This is a genomic window from Pseudomonas sp. PS01301, assembly GCF_029960215.1.
Classification (GTDB): Bacteria; Pseudomonadota; Gammaproteobacteria; order Pseudomonadales; family Pseudomonadaceae; genus Aquipseudomonas; species Aquipseudomonas coleopterorum.
On the sequence record NZ_JASCPM010000001.1, the window covers coordinates 104,947 to 129,045 of the forward strand.

A 24,099-nucleotide genomic window follows, 5' to 3' on the forward strand; every position below is an offset into this window, starting at 1 on the left:
GCCGCTGCCTCTCCCTACATTTCCACCTGCGTACCCAGCTCGATCACCCGATTCACTGGCAGCTTGAAGAAGCGCAGGTTGCCGTTGGCATTCTTCAGCATGAAGGCGAACAACTGCTCGCGCCAACGCGCCATGCCGGCCAGCTTGGAGGGGATCACCGTTTCGCGACTGAGGAAATAGGTGGTACGCATCGGGCTGAAGTCCAGGTCCGGCAGATCACACAGGGCCAGGGCACCCGGTACGTCCGGTTCATCCATGAAGCCGTAGTGCAGAATCACCCTGAAGAACCCCTCACCATAGCTTTGCACTTCGAATCGACGGCCCACTGGCACCCGCGGCGTGTCCTCGTTGACCACCGTCAACAGCACCACTTGCTCATGCAGCACCTGGTTGTGCAGCAGGTTATGCAACAGCGCATGGGGTACGGCATCGGAGCGCGCGGTCAGGAACACCGCCGTGCCTTGGACGCGATGCGGTGGCTGCACGCTGATGCTGCCGATGAAGATAGGCAGCGGCAGTCCGCCCTCGTCGATCCGCTCGACCAGCAGTTGCTTGCCGCGCTTCCAGGTGGTCATGAGGATGAACAGCACGGTCCCCGCCAGCACCGGAAAGGCACCGCCCTGGATGATCTTCGGCACGTTGGCGGCGAAGAACAGGCCATCCACCAGCAGGCAGCCGATCAGCACCGGCACCGCCAGCACCGGCGGCCATTTCCACAACAGCAGCATCACCGCCGAGACCAGAATGGTCGTCATCAGCATGGTGCCCGTGACCGCCACACCGTAGGCCGAAGCCAGGGCGCCGGAGGATTCGAAGCCGATCACCAACAGCACCACGCCGACCATTAGTGCCCAGTTCACGGCGCCGATGTAGATCTGCCCCTGCTCGCTGCTCGACGTGTGCTGAATGTGCATGCGCGGAATATAGCCCAGCTGAATAGCCTGCTGGGTCAGGGAAAAGGCACCGGAAATCACCGCCTGCGAAGCGATCACAGTGGCCAGGGTGGACAATGCCACCAAGGGCACCAGGGCCCAGCCCGGCGCCAGCAGGAAGAACGGGTTGCGCGCCGCTTCGGGGTTCTCCAGCAGCAGGCCACCCTGACCGAAGTAGTTCAGCACCAGAGCGGGCAATACCAGGATGAACCAGGCGCGGGCGATGGGCTTGCGGCCGAAATGGCCCATGTCGGCGTACAGCGCTTCGGCACCGGTCAATGCCAGCACCACGGCACCAAGGATCGCCACGCCCATGCCGGGATGAACGATGAAGAAGCGCACTGCCCACGCCGGATTCAATGCCTTGAGCACTTCGGGGTGCTGATACACGCCATAGGCGCCGAGCAGCCCCAGCACCAGAAACCACATCACCATCACCGGCCCGAACAGCTTGCCGATGCGCTGGGTGCCGTGTTTCTGGATCAGGAACAAGGCCACCAGCACCACCAGGGCCATCGGCACTACCCAGCGCTCCAGGCCATCGAAGGCCAGCTCCATGCCCTCGATCGCCGAAAGTACCGAGACGGCCGGAGTGATCATGCTGTCGCCGTAGAACAGCGCCGCACCGGCCAATCCGCACACCACCATCAACGCGCGCAGCCTGGGCAGTGCTGAAGTGGCACGGGTCGCCAGTGCTGTCAGGGCCATGATGCCGCCCTCGCCCTGGTTGTCGGCGCGCAGCACGAACAGCATGTATTTGATCGAGACCACCCAGATCAGCGACCAGAAGATCAACGAGAGGATGCCCAGCACGCCATCGTGGGAAATGGGTACGCCGTAGCCCCCGGAAAAGACCTCCTTGAGGGTGTACAGCGGACTGGTGCCGATGTCGCCATATACGACGCCGACCGCTGCCACCAGCATGCCGATCGGGCGGGCTGTCGAATGCCCACCATTGCCGTCACTACTTGCCTGAACCATCGACTACTCCTGCGACCTTGATTTGTAACGCCATGTGGCGCGACGCGGCGAAGCATAGCGCAGCACTCGTCGTAATTCCTCGCATAATGCTGGTCAAGAGACCTCGCCATCGCTAGAATTGCGCACTTTTTGATCAGAGGCGTACCCAGCGCCCGCCTGTGCGGCCCACGAGGCCCTATCGATACCGAGGTTAGCCATGTCCACCACTCCTTCGTCGGCCGCTCCAAAGGTCGGCTTCGTCTCGCTGGGTTGCCCCAAGGCCCTGGTCGATTCCGAGCGCATCCTGACTCAGTTGCGCATGGAAGGTTACCAAGTGGTACCGACCTATGAAGACGCCGACGTCGTGGTGGTCAACACCTGTGGCTTCATCGACACCGCCAAGGCCGAGTCGCTGGAAGTGATTGGCGAGGCGCTCAAGGAAAACGGCAAGGTCATCGTCACCGGCTGCATGGGCGTCGAAGAGAATGCCATTCGCAAGGTGCATCCCAGCGTGCTGTCGGTCACCGGCCCTCAGCAATACGAGCAGGTGGTCAACGCCGTGCACGAAGTGGTGCCACCGCGTCAGGACCACAACCCGCTGATCGACCTGGTACCGCCGCAGGGCATCAAGCTCACGCCGCGTCACTATGCCTACCTGAAGATTTCCGAAGGCTGCAACCACAGCTGTAGCTTCTGCATCATTCCCTCGATGCGCGGCAAGCTGGTCAGCCGCCCGGTGGGCGATGTCCTGAGCGAGGCCGAGCGCCTGGTCAAGGCCGGGGTCAAGGAAGTGCTGGTCATCTCCCAGGACACCAGCGCCTACGGCGTGGACGTCAAGTACAAGACCGATTTCTGGAACGGTCGCCCGGTCAAGACGCGCATGCTCGAACTGTGCGAAGCCCTGAGCAGCCTGGGCGTCTGGGTCCGCCTGCACTACGTGTACCCCTACCCCAACGTCGACGACATCATTCCGCTGATGGCTGCCGGCAAGATCCTGCCGTACCTGGACATCCCGTTCCAGCATGCCAGCCCGAAAGTGCTCAAGGCGATGAAGCGCCCGGCCTTCGAAGACAAGACCCTGGCGCGCATCAAGAAGTGGCGCGAACAGTGCCCGGATCTGATCATCCGTTCGACCTTCATCGTCGGCTTCCCAGGCGAGACCGAAGAAGACTTCCAGTACCTGCTGGACTGGCTGAGCGAGGCCCAGCTGGACCGTGTCGGCTGCTTCCAGTACTCGCCGGTCGAAGGCGCGCCGGCCAACCTGCTGGACGCCGACATCGTTGCGGACGACGTGAAGCAGGATCGCTGGGACCGTTTCATGGCGCACCAGCAGGCGATCAGTGCGGCACGCCTGCAGATGCGCATCGGCAAGCGCGTGGAAGTGCTGATCGATGAGGTCGAGGAACAGGGCGCTGTCGGCCGCTGCTTCTTCGATGCGCCGGAAATCGACGGTAACGTGTTCATCGACGATGCCACTCACCTCAAGCCGGGCGACAAGGTCTGGTGCACCATCGTCGACGCCGACGAATACGATTTGTGGGCCGAACTGGCCTGATTCCAGGCGCTCTGACCCACCGTGCAAGCAGGCGGCGACCGACCCGGTTCGCCGTCGCGCCCACTGCCGTTGCCGTTCGCTGGGTAATCTGCGCGGGCTTAACCGCCGCCAGACAGTTACACTAGCGCCCTTTCCCAGCTACGGCCGCAGTCATGTCTGAACCCATTCGTCTCTCCAAACGCCTCATCGAACTGGTCGGGTGTTCCCGCCGCGAGGCTGAACTCTTCATCGAAGGCGGCTGGGTGTCCGTTGACGGCGTGGTGGTCGACGAACCGCAGTTCAAGGTGGACACGCAGAAGGTCGAGCTCGACCCGCAGGCCAAGGCCGAAGCGCCGGAACCGGTCACCCTGTTGCTGCACCAGGCGCCGGGACAGAGCGCCGAAGAGGCGCTGGCCACCCTTGACGCCCAGACCTTGTCCAGCGAACACGCCTTCGGCAAACGCCCGCTCAAGGGCCACTTCCTGCGCCTGAGCTGCGCGGCCGAGCTGCCGGCCAACGCCAGTGGCCTGCAGATTTTCACCCAGGACTGGAAGACCCTGCGTAAGCTGACCGCCGACGCGGCCAAGATCGAACAGGAATACGTCGTGGAAGTGACGGGCGAAATGAGCCCCCACGGGCTCAATCGCCTCAATCACGGCGCGCTGTACAAAGGCAAGGCACTGCCGGCGGTCAAGGCCAGCTGGCAGAACGAGACACGCCTGCGCTTCGCCATGAAGAACCCTGCACCGGGCGTACTGCAGCAACTGTGCGCCAGTGTCGGCCTGACGATCGTCTCGATCCGCCGCATCCGTGTCGGTGGGGTGTCGATGGGCAAGCTGCCGCTGGGCCAGTGGCGCTACCTGACGAGCAAGGAAAAATTCTGAACCCTCTCTTTTTCCGGCGCTGCCTGGGCAGTGTCGTTCAACCAGGACCTACACCATGATTCACAACGATGTACTGCGCAGCGTGCGCTACATGCTCGACATCAGCGATGGCAAGGTGGCTGACATCACTGCCCTGGGCGGACTGGAGATCAGCAAGGCCGACGTCATCGCCTACACCAAAAAGGACGAGGAAGAAGGCTTCGTGCATTGCCCGGACGCGGTCCTGGCGCACTTTCTCGATGGCCTGGTGATCTATCGCCGTGGTCGTGACGAGAACCGCCCGGCCCAGCCGGTCGAGCTGCCAGTGACCAACAACATCGTGTTGAAGAAACTGCGCGTGGCCTTCGAACTCAAGGAAGACGACATGCACGCCGTGCTCAAGTCGGTAGACTTTCCGGTGTCCAAGCCCGAGCTGAGCGCCCTGTTTCGCAAGTTCGGCCATAACAACTACCGTCCCTGTGGCGACCAGCTGCTGCGCAACTTCCTCAAGGGCCTGACCCTGCGAGTCCGTGGTTAAGCCCTATGGCCTATAGCGTCGAACCCATCGGTTTTGTCCGCTCCTGCTTCAAGGAAAAATTCGCCATCCCGCGCCAGCCCCAACTGGCGCCGGCCGCGTGCGGTGTGCTTGAGCTGCTGCCACCGTTCGATCAGGGCGAGGCTGTGCAGGGCCTGGAACAGGTCAGCCATGTGTGGCTACTGTTCATGTTCCATGAGGCCCTGGAAGACAAGCCACGCTTGAAGGTTCGCCCACCACGGCTGGGGGGCAACCAGTCGATCGGCGTCTTCGCCACCCGAGCTACCCATCGACCCAATGGCATCGGCCAGTCAGTGGTGCGCCTGGACAAGGTCGAGGGTGCGCGTCTGCACCTCTCCGGCATCGATCTGCTGGACGGCACGCCCGTGCTGGACATCAAGCCCTACGTGCCCTATGCCGATAACGTGCCTGGCGCCGTCAATGCGATCGCCAGCGCCGCGCCAGCGCTCATTGCCGTGCAGTGGCAGGAGGCCGGTCTGGCGCAGGCCCGAACGCACGCCGCTCGCCTGGGACAGCCCTTGGTCGAACTGATCGAACAGTGCCTGGCCCAGGACCCGCGTCCGGCTTACCAGAAACCCGCGCCGGAGCGCGAGTACGGTGCGCGGTTCTGGGATGTGGACGTGCGTTGGCATTATCCGCAACCCGACCTGATTCGCGTGCTGGAAGTGGTGTTGCCCTAGACTTTTTCACAGGCCACAAAAAAACCGCCCGAGGGCGGTTTTTTCAGGATGCTGCTCAGCCGCTTACTTCTCGACGAAGGCGCGCTCGATCAGGTAGTCACCCGGCTCACGCATGCGCGGCGAAACGGTCAGGCCGAAGCTGTTGAGCACTTCGCTGGTCTCGTCGAGCATGCTCGGGCTGCCGCACAGCATGGCACGGTCGTCCTGCGGGTTGATCGGCGGCAGGCCGATGTCGCTGAACAGCTTGCCGCTGCGCATCAGGTCGGTCAGGCGGCCTTCGTTCTCGAACGGCTCACGCGTCACGGTGGGGTAGTAGATCAGCTTGTCGCGCAGGGCTTCACCGAAGAACTCGTTCTGCGGCAGGTGCTCGGTAATGAACTCGCGGTAGGCGACCTCGTTCACGTAACGCACGCCGTGGCAGAGAATGACTTTCTCGAAGCGCTCGTAGGTTTCCGGGTCCTGGATGACGCTCATGAATGGCGCCAGGCCAGTGCCGGTGCTCAGCAGGTAGAGGTGCTTGCCCGGCTTCAGGTCGTCGAGGACCAGGGTGCCGGTGGGCTTCTTGCTGATGATGATCTCGTCGCCTTCCTTGAGGTGCTGCAGCTGCGAGGTCAGCGGGCCGTCAGGCACCTTGATGCTGAAGAACTCCAGATGCTCTTCCCAGTTCGGGCTGGCGATCGAGTAGGCGCGCATAAGCGGGCGGCCGTTGGGCTGCTGCAGGCCGATCATCACGAACTGCCCGTTCTCGAAGCGCAGGCCCGGATCGCGGGTGCACTTGAAGCTAAACAGGGTGTCATTCCAGTGATGAACACTGAGTACACGTTCGTGGTTCATGTTGCTCATGTACGGGGCTCCTAGAAAAAGCGTACGCCTGACAGGGGCGCGAGTGCGCAGTAGTTTACGGGGATCGACAATATCTGTTAAATGGATTATTGAGATATGGGTAATCGGTTATATAGATATGCGATTCACACTCCGCCAATTGCAAGTCTTCGTCACCGTGGCCCAGCAGGAAAGCGTGTCGCGCGCTGCCAACCTGCTGTCGCTGTCGCAATCGGCGACCAGCACCTCCATCACCGAGCTTGAGCGGCAATCGAGCTGTCAGCTGTTCGACCGCGCCGGCAAGCGCCTGAGTCTCAACGCCCTGGGCCATCAATTGCTGCCCCAGGCCGTGGCCCTGCTCGACCAGGCCAAGGAAATCGAAGACCTGCTCAACGGCAAGTCCGGATTCGGCTCGCTGGCAGTGGGCGCGACCTTGACCATCGGCAACTACCTGGCCACTTTGCTGATCGGCCGCTTCATGCAGGTGCACCCGGAAAGTCAGGTGAAGCTGCACGTACAGAACACCGCCAACATCGTCCAGCAAGTCGCCCATTACGAAATCGATCTGGGCTTGATCGAAGGCGACTGCAGTCATCCCGACATCGAGGTGCAGCCCTGGGTCGAAGACGAACTGGTGGTGTTCTGCGCACCGCGTCACCCATTGGCTCGCGTATCCAGCGCCAGCCTAGCGCTGCTGACCCAGGAGGCGTGGATTCTGCGCGAACAAGGCTCGGGCACGCGCCTGACCTTCGACCAAGCCATGCGCCACCATCGCCTGGCACTCAACATCCGCCTCGAACTGGAACACACCGAAGCGATCAAGCGCGCCGTGGAGTCCGGGCTGGGCATCGGCTGCATCTCGCGGCTGGCCTTGCGCGACGCCTTTCGGCGCGGCAGCCTGGTGCCGGTGCACACGCCCGAACTGGATCTGGCGCGACAGTTCTACTTCATCTGGCACAAACGCAAATACCAGACGTCGGCGATGCGCGAGTTTCTCGAACTGTGCCGCGCCTTCACCGCCGGCGCCCAGCGCAGCGACGAAATCGTGCTGCCCGACATCGCCTGACCTCAGCCGCCGGTCACAGCAGAATCACCGCCCACACCAGCACGATCATGGTCAGCGCGACGAACTGGGCGGCGCTGCCCATGTCCTTGGCATTCTTCGACAACGGGTGACGCTCCAGCGAGATGCGGTCAATGGCCGCCTCGATCGCCGAATTGAGCAGCTCCACGATCAACGCCAGCAAGCACACGGTAATGAGCACCGCCCGCTCCACACGGCTGACCTGCAGCAAAAAGCTTACGGGCACCAGCACGACGTTGAGCAGCACCAGTTGGCGGAACGCGGCTTCGCCGGTGAACGCGGCGCGCAGGCCGTCAAAGGAGTAGCCGGTGGCGTTGAGAATACGTTTGAGGCCGGTCTGGCCCTTGAAAGGTGACATGCGCGACGATCCGGAAAGGGAAAACGGCCGACACTGAAACGTTCGGCATTGAAAGAGGTGACGGTACAGCTCAGTTCGCGGAGGTGGACTCCAGCTGTTGCAACAGCAAGGCGGCCTGGGTGCGAGTGCGCACGCCCAGCTTGCGGAAGATCGCCGTCACGTGGGCCTTGATGGTGGCTTCCGACACGCCGAGTTCGTAGGCGATCTGCTTGTTCAGCAGCCCTTCGCAGACCATGGTGAGTACCCTGAACTGCTGAGGCGTCAAGCTGGCCAGTCCTTCGCTGGCAGCCTTGGCTTCAGCCGAGACGCTAACCGCCTCGAACGCCTGCGGCGGCCACCACACCTCCCCATCCAGCACATCACGCACGGCGGCCTGGATGGTTTCCAGCGGACTCGACTTGGGGATGAAGCCACTGGCACCAAATTCACGCGAGCGCACCATGACCCAGGCGTCCTCCTGGGCCGAGACCATCACCACGGGGATCTGCGGGTACTGTCCACGCAGCAAGACCAGTCCCGAGAAGCCATAGGCGCCTGGCATGTTGAGATCCAACAGCACCAGGTCCCAGTCGGCCTTTTCATCGAGACGCCCCTCGAGCTCGGCAATGCTCGCCACCTCGACCAGACGCACGTCCGCGCCCAGTCCCATGGTCAAGGCCTGGTGCAGCGCACTGCGGAACAGAGGATGGTCGTCGGCGATCAGGATTTCGTAAGTGGCCATCGATCACAGGATTCCAGGAAATGAAGCCGCTCGGACAGTACCGCCCGATTCGGCGCCAAGAATGCCGACCCCGCTCATGGTGGTCAAGCGACTCCACGGCCAGAGTCGACTCGGATTCGACACAGTGCCCGGAATTATAGGTAGTCGGCCAGGAACCGATGCCCCGCATCCGTCTCGTCGACGGGCTCCTGAAATTTCGCCGCCAGGTAGTGTGCACTGAACACATCCAGATAGGCATCCAGCACTCGCGCTGCCGCCTCGTCCCCGGCCAACTCCAGACACAGCGCGGCCACCTCGGCCGTGCAGAAGTGATCATCACGCTTGGAACGGCGCAAGGTGTAGCGCGACAGTTGCTCAGGCGCCAGGCTCAGCACCGGCAGCGAAGCCAGATAGGGGCTCTTGCGGAACATCTTTCGCGCTTCGGTCCAGGTCGCGTCCAGCAGGATGAACAGCGGACGCCGGCCGGGCTGGGGAGTCACGCTGTTCGTCACCCGCTGCGGCTCGACGAATTCTCCGGGAAAGACCAGGTAGGGTTGCCACTGTAGGTCGGCCAGCAGCGCCAGCAACTGTGGGTCGACACCCACCCGTGACCACATGAAGGCATGGGTATCGGCGATCACGTCCGCGATCAGCCAACCGGTATTGCTGGGCTTCATGGGTTCGACGTCATGCATCAGCAGACACATGGCCGATTGCGCATCGACACTGGGGCGCCAGGCGCACAGACAGTACTGGGGAATGACCCGGCAACGCGGGCAGCGCGGCGCACGCGAACCCCTTGCGGTAAATGGCTGGGTACTGCGCGCCAGACGCTCGCTGCGCAGACGGAAAACGGCATGGCTCATTGCAGATCACGCTGGGAACTGGGGCGTGGATTCTAGCAGAGCTGACCGTGGGAGCGATGCCGATGGTGAGCCGACGTGCCGCACCGTATAATCCGCCTACCCTCAGAGGTGGGTGAACGCCTGTACCATCGACAGGTCATACGCCCACTTGTCTTGCCCGGCTTTTTGCCCAGGAGTGTTTCATGCTGCGCTTTATCGCCCCATCCTTCGCCTTGCTGCTTGCCCTGCCGCTGGCCGCCCACGCTGCCTCGTTGAAGGAGATGGAGCTGTCGAAAAACCTGCAGAAAGTCGCTCAGCAAAGCAGTGTGGGTACGCCGCGCGCAATCAACGAGGACATCCTCGATCAAGGTTTTACCGTCGAAGGCAACCAGTTGATCAACCATCTGAGCGTTCGCGAAAGCCAGGCCGAAGAGATGCGCCGTGATCCCAAAACCGTGTACCTGCAGCTGGGTGCCAGCGTGTGTCGCAACAAGGGATTCCGCAACCTGATGGCACAGGGCGCCGTGATGCGCTACGACTTCACCGAATACAAGACCAATCGCACCATCGGCACTCAGTCCTACACCGCCAAGGATTGCGGCAAGTAATACTCTGAGAAAAGTAACGGTGCTCCTCGACGAGCACCGCTGACTCAACGGCGAAAAGGATCAGTCCAGATCCTTGCCGTTGAGTAGACGGGAAATCAGCTCCATCGGGTAGCCCCGATACGCCAGAAAGCGGGTCTGCTGGGCTCGCTCCTTGGCTTCAATGGGAAGCCTGGCGGCGAACTTGCGCTCCCAGACATCACGCAGCTGTACGCCCCAATCGAATCCGCTTTGACGAAGTGCCTCTTCGACATCAGCCCGCTGCAGACCGCGCTGGGTCAGGTCTTCGCGTATCCGCGCAGGCCCGTAGCCCGAGTTGGCTCGGTAGCGAATGAAGCTTTCCAGATAACGCGCTTCGGACAACAAGCCTTCGTCGGTGAGACGATCAAGCTCGGTGTCGATCATGTCGGGGGAGGCGCCGCGCTGACGCAATTTGCGCGTCAGCTCGACTCGACCGTGCTCGCGACGTGCGAGCAGGTCCATGGCAGACCGTCGCACGGCGACGGGTGTATCCAGTACGACAGGTGGCATGGGCTAATCAGAAATCAGCTTCTGCTTCAGCCGTGTCTGCAGCGGGTGCAGTCGCCGCCGATGCCTTGTCTGCTGCCGCCTTGTCGGTACCACCGGTCAGCAGTTTGTCGCGGATCTGTTTCTCGAGAGTGGCCTTGATTTCCGGGTTGTCTTGCAGGAACTTGGCCGAGTTGGCCTTGCCCTGACCGATCTTGCTGCCCTGGTAGCTGTACCAGGCGCCCGACTTCTCCAGCAGACCATTGGCCACACCCAGGTCGACGATTTCGCCGTTCAGGTAGATGCCCTTGCCGTACAGGATCTGGAACTCGGCCTGACGGAATGGCGGTGCCACCTTGTTCTTGACGACCTTGACGCGGGTTTCGCTGCCCACCACTTCGTCGCCTTCCTTGACTGCGCCGGTGCGGCGGATGTCCAGGCGAACCGAGGCGTAGAACTTCAGCGCGTTACCACCGGTGGTGGTTTCCGGGCTGCCGAACATCACGCCGATCTTCATGCGAATCTGGTTGATGAAAATGACCAGGCAGTTGGCGTTCTTGATGTTACCGGTGATCTTGCGCAGCGCCTGGGACATCAGGCGTGCCTGCAGACCCACGTGCATGTCGCCCATCTCGCCTTCGATCTCGGCCTTGGGCACCAGTGCGGCCACGGAGTCGACAATGATCACGTCGACCGCGTTGGAGCGTACCAGCATGTCGGTGATTTCCAGCGCCTGCTCGCCGGTGTCCGGCTGGGAGACCAGCAGGTCATCGACGTTGACGCCCAGCTTGCCAGCGTATTCGGGATCCAGCGCGTGCTCGGCGTCGACGAAGGCGCAGGTTGCACCGGCCTTCTGAGCCTGGGCGATGACCGAAAGCGTCAGCGTGGTCTTACCCGACGATTCCGGGCCGTATATCTCGACGATCCGGCCTTTTGGCAGACCGCCGATACCCAGCGCGATATCCAGACCGAGCGAACCGGTAGAGATGGCCGGGATCGCTTGGCGATCGTGGTCACCCATGCGCATGACGGCGCCCTTACCGAATTGACGTTCGATCTGACCCAGGGCCGCAGCCAAGGCACGCTTCTTGTTGTCGTCCATTGAAGTCCTCACGTAATCAATAAGGCCTGACGGCCAGAACACCTGTATAAGTAGCCAGTATTATTCCACATACCACGCCCCTCGCCTACCCCGGAAACGGTTTTTCTCCAGCGGCAAGGTGTAACAAACCCTGAAGGGCAGCGACCACGGTTTGCCGGCGCACGGCGTCGCGGTCGCCGGCAAATTGCTCGCGCCGGCTGAACACCCGCGTGCCGTCGGCCCAGGCCAACCACACCGTGCCCACCGGCTTGTCCGCGGAGCCACCACCAGGGCCGGCGACGCCACTGACTGCCACGGCAAAGCGTGCTCTGCTGTGCTGCTGAGCACCGCGCACCATGGCTTCGACTACCTCGCGGCTGACGGCACCGACCTGTTCGAACAGCTTGGCCGGAACCTGCAACTGGGCGGTTTTCTGCGCATTGGAATAGGTGATGTAACCCGCTTCGAACCATGCCGAGCTGCCGGCGATTCGTGTGATGGCTTCGGCAATGCCACCGCCTGTGCAGGACTCCGCCGTAGTGACCTGGGCGCCGAGGCCAAGCAGGCGCTCGCCGAGGTCTGCAGAGAGTGAGGTCGAGGCGTCCATAGCAGCTCCTTGATGAGGCGGCCGACGAGGCTACGCCCTCGCGCCATGCAGGTCAAAAGTCGCCGTGGCCTGCCTGAATACGACCGAGCCGACGGGCATTCGTGCGACTGCGTCTGTGCTGCCAACGTCCTACATCGCAAAAAAAATCCCTGTACTATTGGCGACCTGCCTTACGTCCCCCAAGACACCCGCGAGCTAAGTCCTTGAATGTCCGATTTTTCTAACCACACCCCGATGATGCAACAGTACTGGAAGCTGAAAAACCAGCATCCTGAACAGCTGATGTTCTACCGCATGGGCGATTTCTACGAAATCTTCTACGAAGACGCTAAGAAAGCGGCCAAACTGCTCGACATCACCCTGACTGCCCGTGGGCAGTCGGCGGGTCAGTCGATCCCCATGTGTGGTATTCCCTACCATGCGGCCGAGGGTTACCTGGCCAAGCTGGTCAAGCTGGGCGAATCGGTGGTGATCTGCGAGCAGATCGGCGACCCAGCGACGAGCAAGGGGCCGGTCGAGCGGCAAGTGGTTCGCATCATCACCCCGGGTACGGTCAGCGACGAAGCGCTGCTCGACGAGCGTCGCGACAACCTCATCGCGGCCGTACTGGGCGACGAACGTCTGTTCGGTCTGGCGGTATTGGACATCACCAGCGGCAGCTTCATGGTCATGGAGCTGGCGGGCTGGGAAAACCTGCTGGCGGAGCTTGAGCGGATCAATCCGGTCGAGTTGCTGATTCCCGATGACTGGCCCCAGGGGCTGCCTGCCGAGAAGCGCAAGGGCGCTCGCCGCCGCGCCCCATGGGACTTCGAGCGCGACACCGCGCACAAGAGTCTGTGTCAACAGTTCGCCACCCAGGACCTCAAGGGCTTCGGTTGCGAGAAGTTGACCCTGGCCATCGGCGCCGCCGGTTGCCTGCTCGGCTATGCCAAGGAAACCCAGCGCACTGCCCTGCCCCATCTGCGCAGCCTGCGTCACGAACGCCTGGATGACACGGTGGTGCTGGACGGTGCCAGCCGTCGCAACCTGGAGTTGGACACCAACCTGGCCGGCGGGCGCGACAATACCCTGCAATCGGTCATCGACCGCTGCCAGACCGCGATGGGCAGCCGTCTGCTGACGCGCTGGCTCAATCGCCCACTGCGTGACCTCAAGGTGCTGCAGGCACGCCAGGGCTCGATCAGCTGCCTGCTGGAAGGCTACCGCTTCGAAAGTCTGCAGCCCCAGCTCAAGGAAATCGGCGACATCGAGCGAATCCTCGCGCGGATCGGGTTGCGCAATGCCCGGCCGCGGGACCTGGCGCGCCTGCGTGACGCCCTGGCCGCCCTGCCCGAACTGCAGGTGGCGATGGCCGAACTCGAAGCGCCGCATCTGGCGCAGCTGGCGGCCATCGCCGGGACCTATCCGGAGCTGGCCGATCTGTTGGCCAAGGCCATCGTCGACAACCCACCTGCGGTGATCCGCGACGGCGGTGTGCTGAAAACCGGTTATGACAGCGAGCTGGACGAACTGCTGTCGCTCAGCGAGAACGCCGGGCAGTTCCTGATCGATCTCGAAGCGCGCGAAAAGGCGCGTACCGGCCTGTCCCACTTGAAGGTGGGCTACAACCGTGTGCACGGGTACTTCATCGAACTGCCCAGCAAGCAAGCCGAGCAGGCACCGGCGGACTACATCCGGCGGCAGACGCTAAAGGGCGCCGAGCGCTTCATCACTCCAGAGCTCAAGGCCTTCGAAGACAAGGCGCTGTCGGCCAAGAGTCGCGCCCTGGCGCGCGAGAAGTCGTTGTACGAAGCACTGCTGGAAAACCTCATCGGCCATTTGCCACCCTTGCAGGACACTGCAGCAGCGCTGGCCGAACTCGATGTGCTGAGCAACCTGGCCGAGCGGGCCCTGAACCTGGACCTCAATCGTCCGCGCTTCGTGGAAGAGCCGTGCCTGCGCATCGGTCAGGGCCGCCATCCGGTTGTCGAGCAGGTGCTGACCACGCCGTTCGTGGCCAACGACCTGAGCCTGGACGACAGCACTCGCATGCTGGTGATCACCGGTCCGAACATGGGCGGTAAGTCCACCTACATGCGGCAGACCGCCTTGATCGTGTTGCTGGCGCACATCGGCAGCTTCGTGCCGGCGGCCAGTTGCGAGTTGTCGCTGGTCGACCGTATCTTCACCCGAATCGGTTCGAGTGACGATCTGGCCGGCGGTCGGTCGACCTTCATGGTGGAGATGAGCGAGACCGCCAACATCCTGCACAACGCCACCGAGCGCAGCCTGGTGCTGATGGACGAAGTCGGTCGCGGCACAAGCACCTTCGACGGCCTGTCGCTGGCCTGGGCTGCCGCCGAATGCCTGGCCGGACTGCGCGCCTACACGCTGTTCGCCACTCATTACTTCGAGCTGACGGTGCTGCCGGAGAGCCAGCCACTGGTGGCGAACGTGCACCTGAGCGCTACCGAACACAACGAACGCATCGTTTTTCTGCACCATGTGCTCGCCGGTCCCGCCAGCCAGAGTTATGGTCTGGCGGTAGCGCAGTTGGCCGGCGTGCCAGGCGCGGTGATCCAGCGGGCCAAGGAGCACCTGAGCCGCCTGGAAACCACCAGCCTGCCCCACGAGGCCTCGACGCCCGCACCTGGCAAGACGGCAGCGCCGCATCAGGCCGACCTGTTCGCGAGCCTGCCACACCCGGTACTGGAGCAGCTTGCCAAGACCGATATCGATGGACTGACCCCGCGCCAAGCGCTGGAATTGCTCTATGCACTGAAGAACCGGGTCTAACGCTTATTCCTACAAGCTGCTAGAATCCCGCGCGGTTTGGGAATGCCAACGGCTATTAGCCTGGTCTGCGGCTGCCTGTCCCAAACCAAGCGGCCCTGTGAAGGGCTTCGCTGCCGCCGCCTGAGGAGAGAAATAGAAATGACCTTCGTCGTCACCGACAACTGCATCAAGTGCAAGTACACCGACTGCGTGGAAGTCTGTCCGGTGGACTGCTTCTACGAAGGCCCGAATTTTCTGGTGATTCACCCGGATGAGTGCATCGACTGCGCACTGTGCGAACCAGAATGCCCGGCCCAAGCCATCTTCTCGGAAGATGAGGTGCCCGAAGACATGCAGGAGTTCATCCAGCTGAACGTGGAGTTGGCCGAAGTCTGGCCCAACATTACCGAGAAGAAGGATGCACTGCCTGAAGCCGAAGAGTTCGACGGCGTCAAAGGCAAGATCAAGGATCTGGAGCGCTAAGTCGCCCCTGCTGCCCCGCGCCAGCCCCGTTCGGCCGCGATCACCGAGGTGACGCCCGTTCGAGCGGCTGGTGGTTTGCTTCCCACCCAAAAAAAAGACAAAAAAAGGGGCGGTAATGAGCCGCCCACCTTTCCCTGTCCCTTTTATCCCTGTCATCGTCCTGATGAATCGCGTCACTGCGATATCCCTTTTGGGCACTCGATCCTGAGTACCTGTGTCGTCCCTGAACACGCCTTGATATTAACGTATCCAAGAGTTAAGACAACTGCGGTTAATTCTCGCGGGAAGCTGACTTTGTTGTCAGATTATTGAATAAGTTGCGGTGGAACAGACAGTTGCAACCTGCGGGATTTCAGATTACGGAACTTTGACTCGCTTTATAGCCAAAGGCTTACATAACGTCGCCGGAAATACTGACAATCACCTGCAACATTACAGCGGCCAATAAAAAACGCCCCTGCGAAAGGGGCGTATTCATTGGCTATTTCGGCGAGCCTATTGAAACAGCGACTCGCTGGACAGCCCGTTCTTCTCGAGTATCTCGCGCAATCGCTTGAGGCCTTCCACCTGGATCTGGCGTACGCGTTCGCGGGTCAGGCCGATCTCCAGACCGACATCCTCCAACGTACTGCTCTCGTGCCCTCGCAGGCCGAAACGGCGCACCACCACTTCGCGCTGCTTGTCGGTCAGCTCGGACAGCCACTGGTCGATGCTCTGGGACAGATCGTCATCCTGCAGCAGCTCGCACGGGTCAGTGGGCCGGTCGTCGGTAAGGGTGTCGAGCAGGGTCTTGTCCGAATCCGGCCCCAGCGATACGTCCACCGAAGACACACGTTCGTTGAGCCCAAGCATGCGCTTGACCTCGCCCACGGGCTTTTCCAGCAGATTGGCGATTTCTTCGGGGGACGGTTCGTGGTCGAGCTTCTGCGTGAGCTCGCGCGCGGCGCGCAGGTACACGTTGAGTTCCTTGACCACGTGAATCGGCAGGCGGATGGTGCGGGTCTGATTCATGATCGCCCGTTCGATGGTCTGCCGGATCCACCAAGTGGCATAGGTCGAGAAGCGGAAGCCGCGCTCGGGGTCGAATTTCTCGACCGCACGAATCAGCCCCAGGTTGCCCTCCTCGATGAGGTCGAGCAACGACAGGCCGCGATTGACGTAGCGACGGGCTATCTTCACGACCAGGCGCAGGTTGCTTTCGATCATGCGCTTGCGACCGGCTGGGCAGCCGCTCTGGGAAAGTCGTGCGAAGTGAACCTCTTCTTCGGGTGAAAGCAGAGGCGAAAAACCGATTTCATTCAAATACAACTGGGTCGCGTCGAGCGCCCGTGTGTAATCGATGTACTTGTGCTGTTTGAGCGATGTGGAACTGCGGGCCTTGGTGCGAACCGCGGGTGCAGCAGGTTCTTCGTCCGACATCACATCCAATACGATGCCGGGTTCCATAAGGAGCACCTCATCGTCGATGTCAAACCCCGGCGCTTCTTTGCTGAGAGCCATTGTTATAGTCCTTTGCTGAGTTCGACCTCAAGCTCCAGCGGCGCCAATCTCCATGGCAGCGCTTGAGCCCGTCCCCACTACGTGAAGGAACAGGCTGGCAGTGCAAATCAACGACGTGGCAGGAACTGCAGCGGATCTACGGGCTTGCCCTGGCGGCGAATCTCAAAATGCAGCTTCACCCGGTCCGTCCCCGTTGAACCCATTTCGGCAATTGTCTGACCGACCTTGACCTGCTGACCCTCCCGAACCAACAACCTGCGGTTGTGACCGTAGGCACTGACGTAGGTATCGCTGTGTTTGATGATGACCAACTCGCCGTAGCCCCTCAATCCACTCCCGGCGTAAACCACAGCACCATCAGACGCAGCAAAAACAGGCTGTCCCAAATCACCGGCGATATCAATTCCTTTATTCAAACTACCGTTTGAAGCGAATTTGCCGATCAGAACACCATTGGCAGGCCAGGCCCAACCACCCTGTGTGCGCTCCCCAGCGGGTACCGGCGTGGGCGAAGGCACGGGGATGGCAGCGCTGCTGGTGGTCGTGGTCGGCGCCGTGGTCAACGGTCGGCGAGTGACGGTGGTACGGCTCGAGGACGACGCCGAGGCGCCACTCTGGGTGGTAACCACGGTGGTCGCTGGCGTGCCCGAGCTACCGTCGAAGCGAATCACCTGACCGGGGCGAATGGTATAGGGCACGGGAATATTGTTGCGCGCGGCCAGAGCCTTGTAATCCCAACCATAGCGGAAGGCGATGGAAAACAATGTGTCGCCGCGCTTGACCGCGTATTGGCCGGTGGTCACGGGCTGGCGCTGTGCCGCCTTGGCTGCATTGTTGCGATCGACCACGCTGACCTGGCTGGAGGTGCTGGAACAGCCGGACAGAAAGGCTGCGACCGCAACCCCGAGCATCAGGAGCTTGAAGCTCGAACTACCTGCACGCTGCCCAATGATTGTGAGGCTCACCCGCCGCTCCTTTGTTGTGGTGACAAAAAAATATCCAACTTCACTGCTCGCCTTCGACGCGCCTGGATGCAGGCTCTGGCCGTACCTGCGCCACGACCCGCTGTCAGACAGGCGGCGGGCAGCAGAATTCACTCCGCACGGTCACACCGATCACGCCAGCGGACCGTTGAGCAACGGCACGAAACGTACCGCCTCCAGGACATGCCGGGAGAAGCCGTGCTCTTCGCGTACGATCAGCATCAATTGCTGGACATCGCCGGAGCCTACCGGAATCACCAGCCGACCACCGGGCGCGAGTTGATCGAGCAAGGCTTGCGGAACATCGGTCGCCACGGCGGTCACGATGATGCCGTTGTACGGCGCCAGCGCCGGCCAGCCTTCCCAGCCATCGCCCCAGCGGAACACCACATTGCGTTGATCGAGGGCCTGCAGGCGCTCCTTGGCGCGATCCTGCAGGACCTTGATCCGCTCCACGGAGAATACCCGCTCGACCAGTTGGGCCAATACGGCTGTCTGATAGCCCGAACCAGTGCCGATCTCCATGACCTTGTCCAAGGGACCCGCCGCGAGCAACAGCTCGCTCATGCGCGCGACCATATAGGGCTGGGAAATGGTCTGGTTGTGGCCGATGGGCAGCGCCGTGTCCTCATAGGCGCGGTGGGCAAGGGCTTCGTCGACGAACAGGTGGCGAGGCGTGCGGCGCAGCACTTCGAGCACCTGGGTATTGGCCAGGCCTTCGTCGCACAACCGCTGGATCAGGCGCTCGCGGGTGCGTTGCGAGGTCATGCCGATGCCGTGGTGCTGATTGTCTCTATTGCGCATCAACCGAGCCCCTCGAGCCAGCCTTGAACCTGTTCGAAGGCCTGGTTGAAGGTACGGTCCAGCTGCAGCGGGGTGACCGACACGTAGCCCTGCATGACTGCGTGGAAATCGGTACCGGGACCGCCGTCCTCGGCATCACCGGCCACCGCAATCCAGTAGCCAGGCTTGCCGCGCGGGTCGACCATGCGGATCGGTGCGGCGGCTCGGGCCCGATGGCCTAGCCGGGTCAGGACCATGCCACGAATACGCTCGATCGGCAGGTTGGGAATGTTCACGTTGAGCACGGTGCGCGGCGGCAGGTTCAAGTGGTCACGGGCCTCGATGAGCTTGCGCGCATAGTACGCCGCGGTCGGCAGGTGCTCGGGCTGACGCGACAGCAACGAGAAGGCAAACGAGGTGTGCCCCAGGAAGCGCCCTTCGAGGGCGGCGGCCACGGTGCCCGAATACAGCACATCGTCGCCCAGGTTGGCGCCCAGATTGATGCCTGAAACCACCAGATCCGGCTCGAAGGGCAACAGGCCGTTGAGACCCAGGTGCACGCAGTCGGTGGGCGTGCCGTTGACGCTGATGAAGCCGTTGGGCAGGGTCTGCGGGTGCAGCGGCCGATCCAGCGTGAGCGAACTGCTGGCGCCGCTGCGGTCCTGGTCGGGGGCGATCACCGTGCACTGGGCGTAGCCCTGCAACACGTCGTGAAGCGCGGCAAGGCCGGGGGCGGTAACCCCATCATCGTTGGAAATCAGAATACGCATGGACTTTCCGTCTGCCCTGTCGGCACCAGATCGACGAGTTCGCGCACCACGACAGTGGCGAAGCAACCGGCCGGCAGGACGAAGTGCAACTGCAGGATGTCAGGCTCGGGATAATGCCACGTCAGCTCGCCAATGGGCAGCCGCAGAATGCGTCGCTCCTGTTCCAGACCGGCCCGGGCGAGCCAGGCGCAGAGGGCTGGATGCTGACCGGCCACGGTGTTTTCCAGGTCGGCGCACTGGCCGCTGGCGGCCGAAGCGCCCTCGCCCCACAGCGCTGCGGTGGGGTGCAGGTCGAGGATGTCCAGTCGCGGGTCGCTGCATTCGGCTTCACCGGCCACAAAGAAACTGCGGCTGTCGGTGAAGGCCAGCAGATCACCAACCTGGGCACGGTTCCAGGTACCGTCGGCGACGCGCGCGGCGAGTATCTGGTTGAACAGAAAACTGCGCGCCGTGGAGAGCAGGCGCGAACGCACGTTGCGTTGCTCGGGCAGCGCCTGGCGTTCGGCATACTGCCGAGCGTCGTGCAGGTTGCCGCCCTGGAAACCGAAGCGCTGGGTGCCGAAATAATTCGGTACGCCGGCCTGCCGGATTTCTTCAAGGCGCGCATCGAGTGCTGTGCGATCGGCCTTGAGCGCGGTCAAGCGAACGGTGAAGCCGTTGGCCGAGTGGGCGCCGCGCTGCAATTTGCGCGAGTGCCGGGCGTGCTTGAGGATGACCAAGGTGTCGTTCTGCGCAGCACTCAGGTCCGGATCGGCCTTGCCAGGCAGATGCAGGCTGAACCACTGCCGAGTCAGCGCCTGGCGGTCCTTCAGGCCTGCGTAGCTGACGGTGCGCAGCGGTACGCCAGCGGCCTTGGCCAGGCGGCGGGCCGCTTCTTCGGTATTGAGGTTGCGTTTTTCGACCCATAGCCAGAGGTGCTCGCCCTGACCGGACAAGGGGATGTCCAGCACTTCATCGACCTGGAAGTCTTCGGCGCTGGCCTTGAGTACGGCGCTGCCCAGGCTGTCGCCTGAAGCTCGCGGGCCGAGCAGTTCGAGTTCGGTCATGCGCGCAGCAACAAGGCGACCGCATGCACGGCGATACCTTCCTCGCGCCCGGCGAAGCCCAGCTTCTCGGTAGTGGTCGCCTTGACGTTGACCTGGTCCAGCTCCACGCCCAGATCGGCGGCGATCCGTTCCCGCATGGTTTCGATGTGCGGCGCCATCTTGGGTGCCTGAGCCACGATGGTTGCGTCGACGTTCCCGACTTTCCAGCCTTTCTGTGCCACTACCGACACCACATGACGCAGCAGCACACGGCTGTCCGCGCCCTTGAACTGCGGATCGGTGTCCGGAAAGTGCTTGCCGATGTCGCCCAGCGCAGCGGCGCCGAGCAAAGCATCGCTCAAGGCGTGCAGCACGACATCGCCGTCGGAATGAGCCAGCAGGCCGAACTTGTGAGGGATTCGCACGCCGCCCAGGGTAATGAAGTCACCCTCGGCGAATCGATGCACGTCGTAGCCGTGGCCAATACGCATAGAAAAAAACGCCCTGATTGAGTCAGGGCGTGATTCTACCTGCTTTGGCACAGGTTGGGCGGATCAAAACATCTGTCGAAGATGGTGATGGCCCTTTCGCGGGCAGAGGGCTCGCCGCCCGCCCCGCTCCCACAAAGGTCGCGCCGTCCTAAGGACCACTGCATCTCTTGTGGGAGCGGGCTCTGCCCGCGAAAGGGCCCGTCCAGTCACCCCAAGGCCTTGGCATGATGGTGCAAATGGTCATCGATGAAGCTGGCGATGAAGTAATAGCTGTGGTCATAGCCCGGCTGCATGCGCAGCGTCAGTGCATAGCCTGCAGCCTTTGCCGCCTGGCTCAAGGCCTGCGGCTTGAGCTGGTTCTCGAGGAAGTCGTCGCGATCGCCCTGATCCACCAGCAGCGGCAGATGTTCCGCCGCGTCGGCGATCAGCACGCTGGCGTCCCATTCGCGCCAGCGCGAGCGCTCTTCGCCCAGATAATGGGAAAACGCTTTCTGCCCCCACGGACAATCCATCGGATTGCTGATCGGCGAGAACGCCGAGATCGACCGGTAGCGCCCTGGGTTGCGCAGCGCGCAGACCAGCGCACCGTGGCCGCCCATCGAGTGGCCACTGATGGAGCGTTTGTCCGAGGCCGGAAAGTGCGCTTCCACAAGGTCAGGCAACTCATGCACCACATAGTCGTGCATGCGGTAATGCTGCGCCCACGGCTGCTCGGTGGCGTTCAGATAGAACCCGGCACCCAGACCAAAATCCCAGGCTTTCTCCGGATCATCCGGTACGTCGGCACCGCGAGGGCTAGTGTCGGGCGCCACGATGATCAGGCCCAGTTCCGCGGCCAGCTTGAGACCACCGGCCTTCTGCATGAAGTTCTCGTCGGTGCAGGTCAGCCCCGACAGCCAGTACAGCACGGGCAACTTGCCGCCCTCCTCGGCCTGCGGCGGCAGGTACACGGCGAAGGTCATGTCGCAATTCAACGTTTTGGAACGATGCTTGTAACGCTTGTGCCAGCCGCCGAAGCTCTTCTGGCACGACAGGTTTTCCAGGCTCATGGCAGACCTCAGAAATGAATGACCGAGCGGATGCTCTTGCCTTCGTGCATCAGGTCGAACGCTTTGTTGATGTCTTCCAGACCCATGGTGTGGGTGATGAAGGTGTCCAACGGGATTTCGCCGGTCTCGGCCATTTCGACATAGCTGGGCAACTCGGTCCGGCCGCGCACGCCGCCGAACGCCGAACCGCGCCAGACCCGGCCGGTTACCAACTGGAATGGCCGCGTGGCGATTTCCTGGCCGGCGCCGGCCACACCGATGATCACCGATTCGCCCCAGCCCTTGTGGCAGCATTCCAGGGCTGCACGCATCAGTTGCACGTTGCCGATGCACTCGAAGGAAAAGTCCACGCCGCCGTCGGTGAGGTCGACGATGACTTCCTGGATCGGACGGTCATATTCCTTGGGATTGATGCAGTCGGTGGCACCCAACTGACGGGCGATCTCGAATTTGCTCGGGTTGATGTCGATGGCGATGATCCGACCGGCCTTGGCCTTGACCGCACCGATGATGGCCGAAAGGCCGATGCCACCCAGACCAAACACGGCCACGGTGTCGCCTGGCTTGACCTTGGCCGTGTTGAGCACCGCGCCGATACCGGTAGTGACGCCGCAGCCCAGCAGGCAGACCTTTTCCAGCGGCGCCTGCTTGTCGATCTTGGCCACCGAGATCTCCGGCAGCACGGTGTACTCGGAGAACGTCGAAGTCCCCATGTAGTGGAACAGTTCCTTGCCGTTGTACGAGAAGCGCGTGGTGCCATCAGGCATCAGGCCCTTGCCCTGGGTGGCGCGGATGGCCTGGCAGAGGTTGGTCTTGCCCGACTTGCAGAACTTGCACAGACGGCACTCGGGTGTGTACAGCGGAATGACGTGATCACCCACCGCAACTGAGGTGACGCCCTCGCCCACGGCTTCGACGATGGCGCCACCTTCATGGCCCAGTACCGACGGGAAGATACCTTCCGGATCCGCGCCCGACAGGGTGTACGCGTCGGTGTGGCAGACGCCGGACGCGACCACGCGCAGCAGGACTTCACCGGCCTTGGGCATGGCCACGTCGATCTCGACGATTTCCAACGGCTTGTTGGCTTCGAATGCAACGGCGGCGCGGGACTTGATCATCAATGCTGCTCCTGAAATGAACGGGACTGACCACAGTGTAATTCATCGACCAATACGGAATAATCACCCCTTCGGCAAAACATTGATGCTGTACAGGGATAATCGGATGAGTGACAACCGCTGGGAGGGGATCGACGAGTTCGTCGCAGTGGCCGAGTGCGCTCATTTCAGCGCTGCGGCCCAGCGCCTGGGCGTATCGTCGTCCCATGTCAGCCGCCAGATCGCGCGGTTGGAAGAACGCCTGCAGACGCGGCTGCTCTACCGCAGCACGCGGCGCGTAGCGCTGACCGAGGCGGGCCAGACGTTTCTGCAACATTGCCAACGCCTGCAGGATGGCCGCGACGAAGCCTGGCGTGCCATGAGCGATCTGACCGGGGAACCCAAGGGGCTGCTGCGCCTGACCTGTGCCGTGGCCTACGGCGAGCGCTTCATCGTACCGTTGGTCACGCGCTTCATGGGGCTGTACCCGCAACTGCGCGTGGACATCGAACTGAGCAACCGCACCTTGGACCTGCTGCACGAGGGCCTGGATCTGGCCATCCGGCTGGGACGCCTGCAAGACTCACGGCTGGTAGCGACCCGTTTGGCCCCGCGGAGGATGTTCCTCTGCGCCTCACCCTTGTACCTGGCGCGATACGGACGCCCGCACAGCGTGTCGGAATTGGCGCGGCACAATTGCCTGGTGGGCAGCTCGGACATCTGGCCCTTGCAGGTCGATGGCAAGGAGCAGGCGCAGCGGGTACAAGGCAATTGGCGCTGCAACAGCGGTCAGACGGTGCTCGAAGCAGCGTTGCAGGGCGTAGGGCTGTGCCAGTTGCCCGACTACTACGTGCTCGAACATCTGCGCAGCGGTGCGCTGGTGTCGCTGCTGGACGCCCACCAGCCGCCCAATACGGCGGTATGGGGGCTTTATCCGCAACAGCGTCACCTGTCGCCGAAGGTCAGAAAGCTGGTGGACTATCTGCGAACAGGGTTGAGTGAGAGGCCGGAATATCTGTAGGAGCGA

25 protein-coding genes are annotated in these 24,099 nt (G+C 62.3%); 9 read left to right on the forward strand and 16 right to left on the reverse strand.

All coding sequences use genetic code 11. The features are described from left to right. Positions 1–14: 14 nt before the first annotated feature. On the reverse strand, positions 15–1,913 hold the full coding sequence (locus QMX89_RS00485; protein ID WP_049862250.1) for a potassium transporter Kup: 1,899 nt from the start codon (positions 1,911–1,913) through the stop codon (positions 15–17). A 196-nt stretch (positions 1,914–2,109) separates the two neighbouring features. Between QMX89_RS00485 and rimO the strand changes: the two genes are divergently transcribed. The 4 genes from rimO (at position 2,110) to tsaA (ending at position 5,525) form a co-directional block, all read left to right on the forward strand. Further along, complete coding sequence (gene rimO, locus QMX89_RS00490; RefSeq protein WP_049862251.1) at positions 2,110–3,447, forward strand: 30S ribosomal protein S12 methylthiotransferase RimO; 1,338 nt, start codon at positions 2,110–2,112, stop codon at positions 3,445–3,447. Between the two features lie 152 nt (positions 3,448–3,599). Then, positions 3,600–4,310, forward strand: a complete 711-nt coding sequence (locus QMX89_RS00495; protein ID WP_282345789.1) for an rRNA pseudouridine synthase — start codon at positions 3,600–3,602, stop codon at positions 4,308–4,310. Positions 4,311–4,365: 55 nt separating this feature from the next. Further along, complete coding sequence (locus QMX89_RS00500) at positions 4,366–4,827, forward strand: DUF1456 family protein (protein ID WP_049862253.1); 462 nt, start codon at positions 4,366–4,368, stop codon at positions 4,825–4,827. 5 nt (positions 4,828–4,832) lie between these two features. Continuing rightward, positions 4,833–5,525: a tRNA (N6-threonylcarbamoyladenosine(37)-N6)-methyltransferase TrmO gene (tsaA, locus tag QMX89_RS00505; RefSeq protein ID WP_282345792.1), complete on the forward strand. Its 693-nt coding sequence runs from the start codon at positions 4,833–4,835 to the stop codon at positions 5,523–5,525. A 63-nt stretch (positions 5,526–5,588) separates the two neighbouring features. Here tsaA and fpr read toward each other — a convergent pair whose 3' ends face one another. Beyond that, the gene (gene fpr / locus QMX89_RS00510) at positions 5,589–6,368 is read right to left on the reverse strand and encodes a ferredoxin-NADP reductase (protein ID WP_002554680.1); all 780 of its coding nucleotides are present in this window, start codon (positions 6,366–6,368) and stop codon (positions 5,589–5,591) included. Between the two features lie 118 nt (positions 6,369–6,486). Here fpr and QMX89_RS00515 point away from each other — a divergent pair, with 118 nt between their 5' ends. Beyond that, positions 6,487–7,413 carry a LysR family transcriptional regulator gene (locus QMX89_RS00515; RefSeq protein WP_056843835.1) on the forward strand — a complete coding sequence of 309 codons (927 nt, stop codon included), beginning with the start codon at positions 6,487–6,489 and terminating at the stop codon, positions 7,411–7,413. Between the two features lie 13 nt (positions 7,414–7,426). Here QMX89_RS00515 and QMX89_RS00520 read toward each other — a convergent pair whose 3' ends face one another. From QMX89_RS00520 to QMX89_RS00530, 3 genes are all read right to left on the reverse strand, one after another. Then, positions 7,427–7,789, reverse strand: coding sequence for a diacylglycerol kinase (locus tag QMX89_RS00520; RefSeq protein WP_122743725.1), 363 nt, complete (start codon positions 7,787–7,789; stop codon positions 7,427–7,429). A gap of 70 nt (positions 7,790–7,859) precedes the next feature. Then, positions 7,860–8,510, reverse strand: coding sequence for a response regulator transcription factor ErdR (erdR, locus tag QMX89_RS00525; RefSeq protein WP_049862258.1), 651 nt, complete (start codon positions 8,508–8,510; stop codon positions 7,860–7,862). A gap of 134 nt (positions 8,511–8,644) precedes the next feature. Beyond that, on the reverse strand, positions 8,645–9,355 hold the full coding sequence (locus QMX89_RS00530; RefSeq protein WP_282345803.1) for a tRNA-uridine aminocarboxypropyltransferase: 711 nt from the start codon (positions 9,353–9,355) through the stop codon (positions 8,645–8,647). A 182-nt stretch (positions 9,356–9,537) separates the two neighbouring features. Between QMX89_RS00530 and QMX89_RS00535 the strand changes: the two genes are divergently transcribed. Continuing rightward, positions 9,538–9,942, forward strand: a complete 405-nt coding sequence (locus QMX89_RS00535) for a PA3611 family quorum-sensing-regulated virulence factor (RefSeq protein WP_049862260.1) — start codon at positions 9,538–9,540, stop codon at positions 9,940–9,942. Positions 9,943–10,002: 60 nt separating this feature from the next. Here QMX89_RS00535 and recX read toward each other — a convergent pair whose 3' ends face one another. The 3 genes from recX to QMX89_RS00550 all read right to left on the reverse strand — a co-directional run bounded on the left by recX (position 10,003) and on the right by QMX89_RS00550 (position 12,134). Then, complete coding sequence (recX, locus tag QMX89_RS00540) at positions 10,003–10,470, reverse strand: recombination regulator RecX (protein WP_282345806.1); 468 nt, start codon at positions 10,468–10,470, stop codon at positions 10,003–10,005. 7 nt (positions 10,471–10,477) lie between these two features. Continuing rightward, on the reverse strand, positions 10,478–11,548 hold the full coding sequence (recA, locus tag QMX89_RS00545) for a recombinase RecA (RefSeq protein ID WP_043185156.1): 1,071 nt from the start codon (positions 11,546–11,548) through the stop codon (positions 10,478–10,480). A gap of 85 nt (positions 11,549–11,633) precedes the next feature. Then, complete coding sequence (locus QMX89_RS00550; RefSeq protein ID WP_282345811.1) at positions 11,634–12,134, reverse strand: CinA family protein; 501 nt, start codon at positions 12,132–12,134, stop codon at positions 11,634–11,636. Positions 12,135–12,341: 207 nt separating this feature from the next. Between QMX89_RS00550 and mutS the strand changes: the two genes are divergently transcribed. Together mutS and fdxA are read left to right on the forward strand one after the other, a co-directional pair. Further along, entirely contained in the window at positions 12,342–14,909 is a 2,568-nt protein-coding gene (gene mutS, locus QMX89_RS00555) for a DNA mismatch repair protein MutS (protein WP_282345813.1), read from the forward strand. 138 nt (positions 14,910–15,047) lie between these two features. Next, complete coding sequence (fdxA, locus tag QMX89_RS00560) at positions 15,048–15,371, forward strand: ferredoxin FdxA (protein ID WP_043185148.1); 324 nt, start codon at positions 15,048–15,050, stop codon at positions 15,369–15,371. Positions 15,372–15,866: 495 nt separating this feature from the next. Here fdxA and rpoS read toward each other — a convergent pair whose 3' ends face one another. The 8 genes from rpoS to QMX89_RS00600 all read right to left on the reverse strand — a co-directional run bounded on the left by rpoS (position 15,867) and on the right by QMX89_RS00600 (position 23,093). After that, on the reverse strand, positions 15,867–16,871 hold the full coding sequence (gene rpoS, locus QMX89_RS00565) for an RNA polymerase sigma factor RpoS (protein ID WP_049862264.1): 1,005 nt from the start codon (positions 16,869–16,871) through the stop codon (positions 15,867–15,869). 107 nt (positions 16,872–16,978) lie between these two features. Continuing rightward, positions 16,979–17,836: a peptidoglycan DD-metalloendopeptidase family protein gene (locus tag QMX89_RS00570; protein WP_122743730.1), complete on the reverse strand. Its 858-nt coding sequence runs from the start codon at positions 17,834–17,836 to the stop codon at positions 16,979–16,981. Between the two features lie 150 nt (positions 17,837–17,986). After that, positions 17,987–18,622 carry a protein-L-isoaspartate(D-aspartate) O-methyltransferase gene (locus tag QMX89_RS00575; RefSeq protein ID WP_161804308.1) on the reverse strand — a complete coding sequence of 212 codons (636 nt, stop codon included), beginning with the start codon at positions 18,620–18,622 and terminating at the stop codon, positions 17,987–17,989. Between the two features lie 35 nt (positions 18,623–18,657). Further along, positions 18,658–19,407: a 5'/3'-nucleotidase SurE gene (surE, locus tag QMX89_RS00580; protein WP_282345819.1), complete on the reverse strand. Its 750-nt coding sequence runs from the start codon at positions 19,405–19,407 to the stop codon at positions 18,658–18,660. After that, positions 19,395–20,453, reverse strand: coding sequence for a tRNA pseudouridine(13) synthase TruD (gene truD / locus QMX89_RS00585; RefSeq protein ID WP_282345820.1), 1,059 nt, complete (start codon positions 20,451–20,453; stop codon positions 19,395–19,397). Before truD ends, surE begins: the two co-directional genes overlap by 13 nt. After that, complete coding sequence (gene ispF / locus QMX89_RS00590; RefSeq protein ID WP_049862269.1) at positions 20,450–20,923, reverse strand: 2-C-methyl-D-erythritol 2,4-cyclodiphosphate synthase; 474 nt, start codon at positions 20,921–20,923, stop codon at positions 20,450–20,452. Before ispF ends, truD begins: the two co-directional genes overlap by 4 nt. 206 nt (positions 20,924–21,129) lie before the next feature. Beyond that, a complete protein-coding gene (gene fghA, locus QMX89_RS00595) occupies positions 21,130–21,972 on the reverse strand; it encodes an S-formylglutathione hydrolase (protein ID WP_282345823.1) in 843 nt (280 codons plus the stop codon). 8 nt (positions 21,973–21,980) lie between these two features. Further along, positions 21,981–23,093, reverse strand: coding sequence for an S-(hydroxymethyl)glutathione dehydrogenase/class III alcohol dehydrogenase (locus QMX89_RS00600; RefSeq protein ID WP_282345825.1), 1,113 nt, complete (start codon positions 23,091–23,093; stop codon positions 21,981–21,983). 106 nt (positions 23,094–23,199) lie between these two features. On the opposite strand from QMX89_RS00600, the gene QMX89_RS00605 reads away from it, so the two are divergent. After that, the gene (locus QMX89_RS00605; protein WP_282345827.1) at positions 23,200–24,093 is read left to right on the forward strand and encodes a LysR family transcriptional regulator; all 894 of its coding nucleotides are present in this window, start codon (positions 23,200–23,202) and stop codon (positions 24,091–24,093) included. The last annotated feature ends 6 nt before the right edge of the window (positions 24,094–24,099 follow it).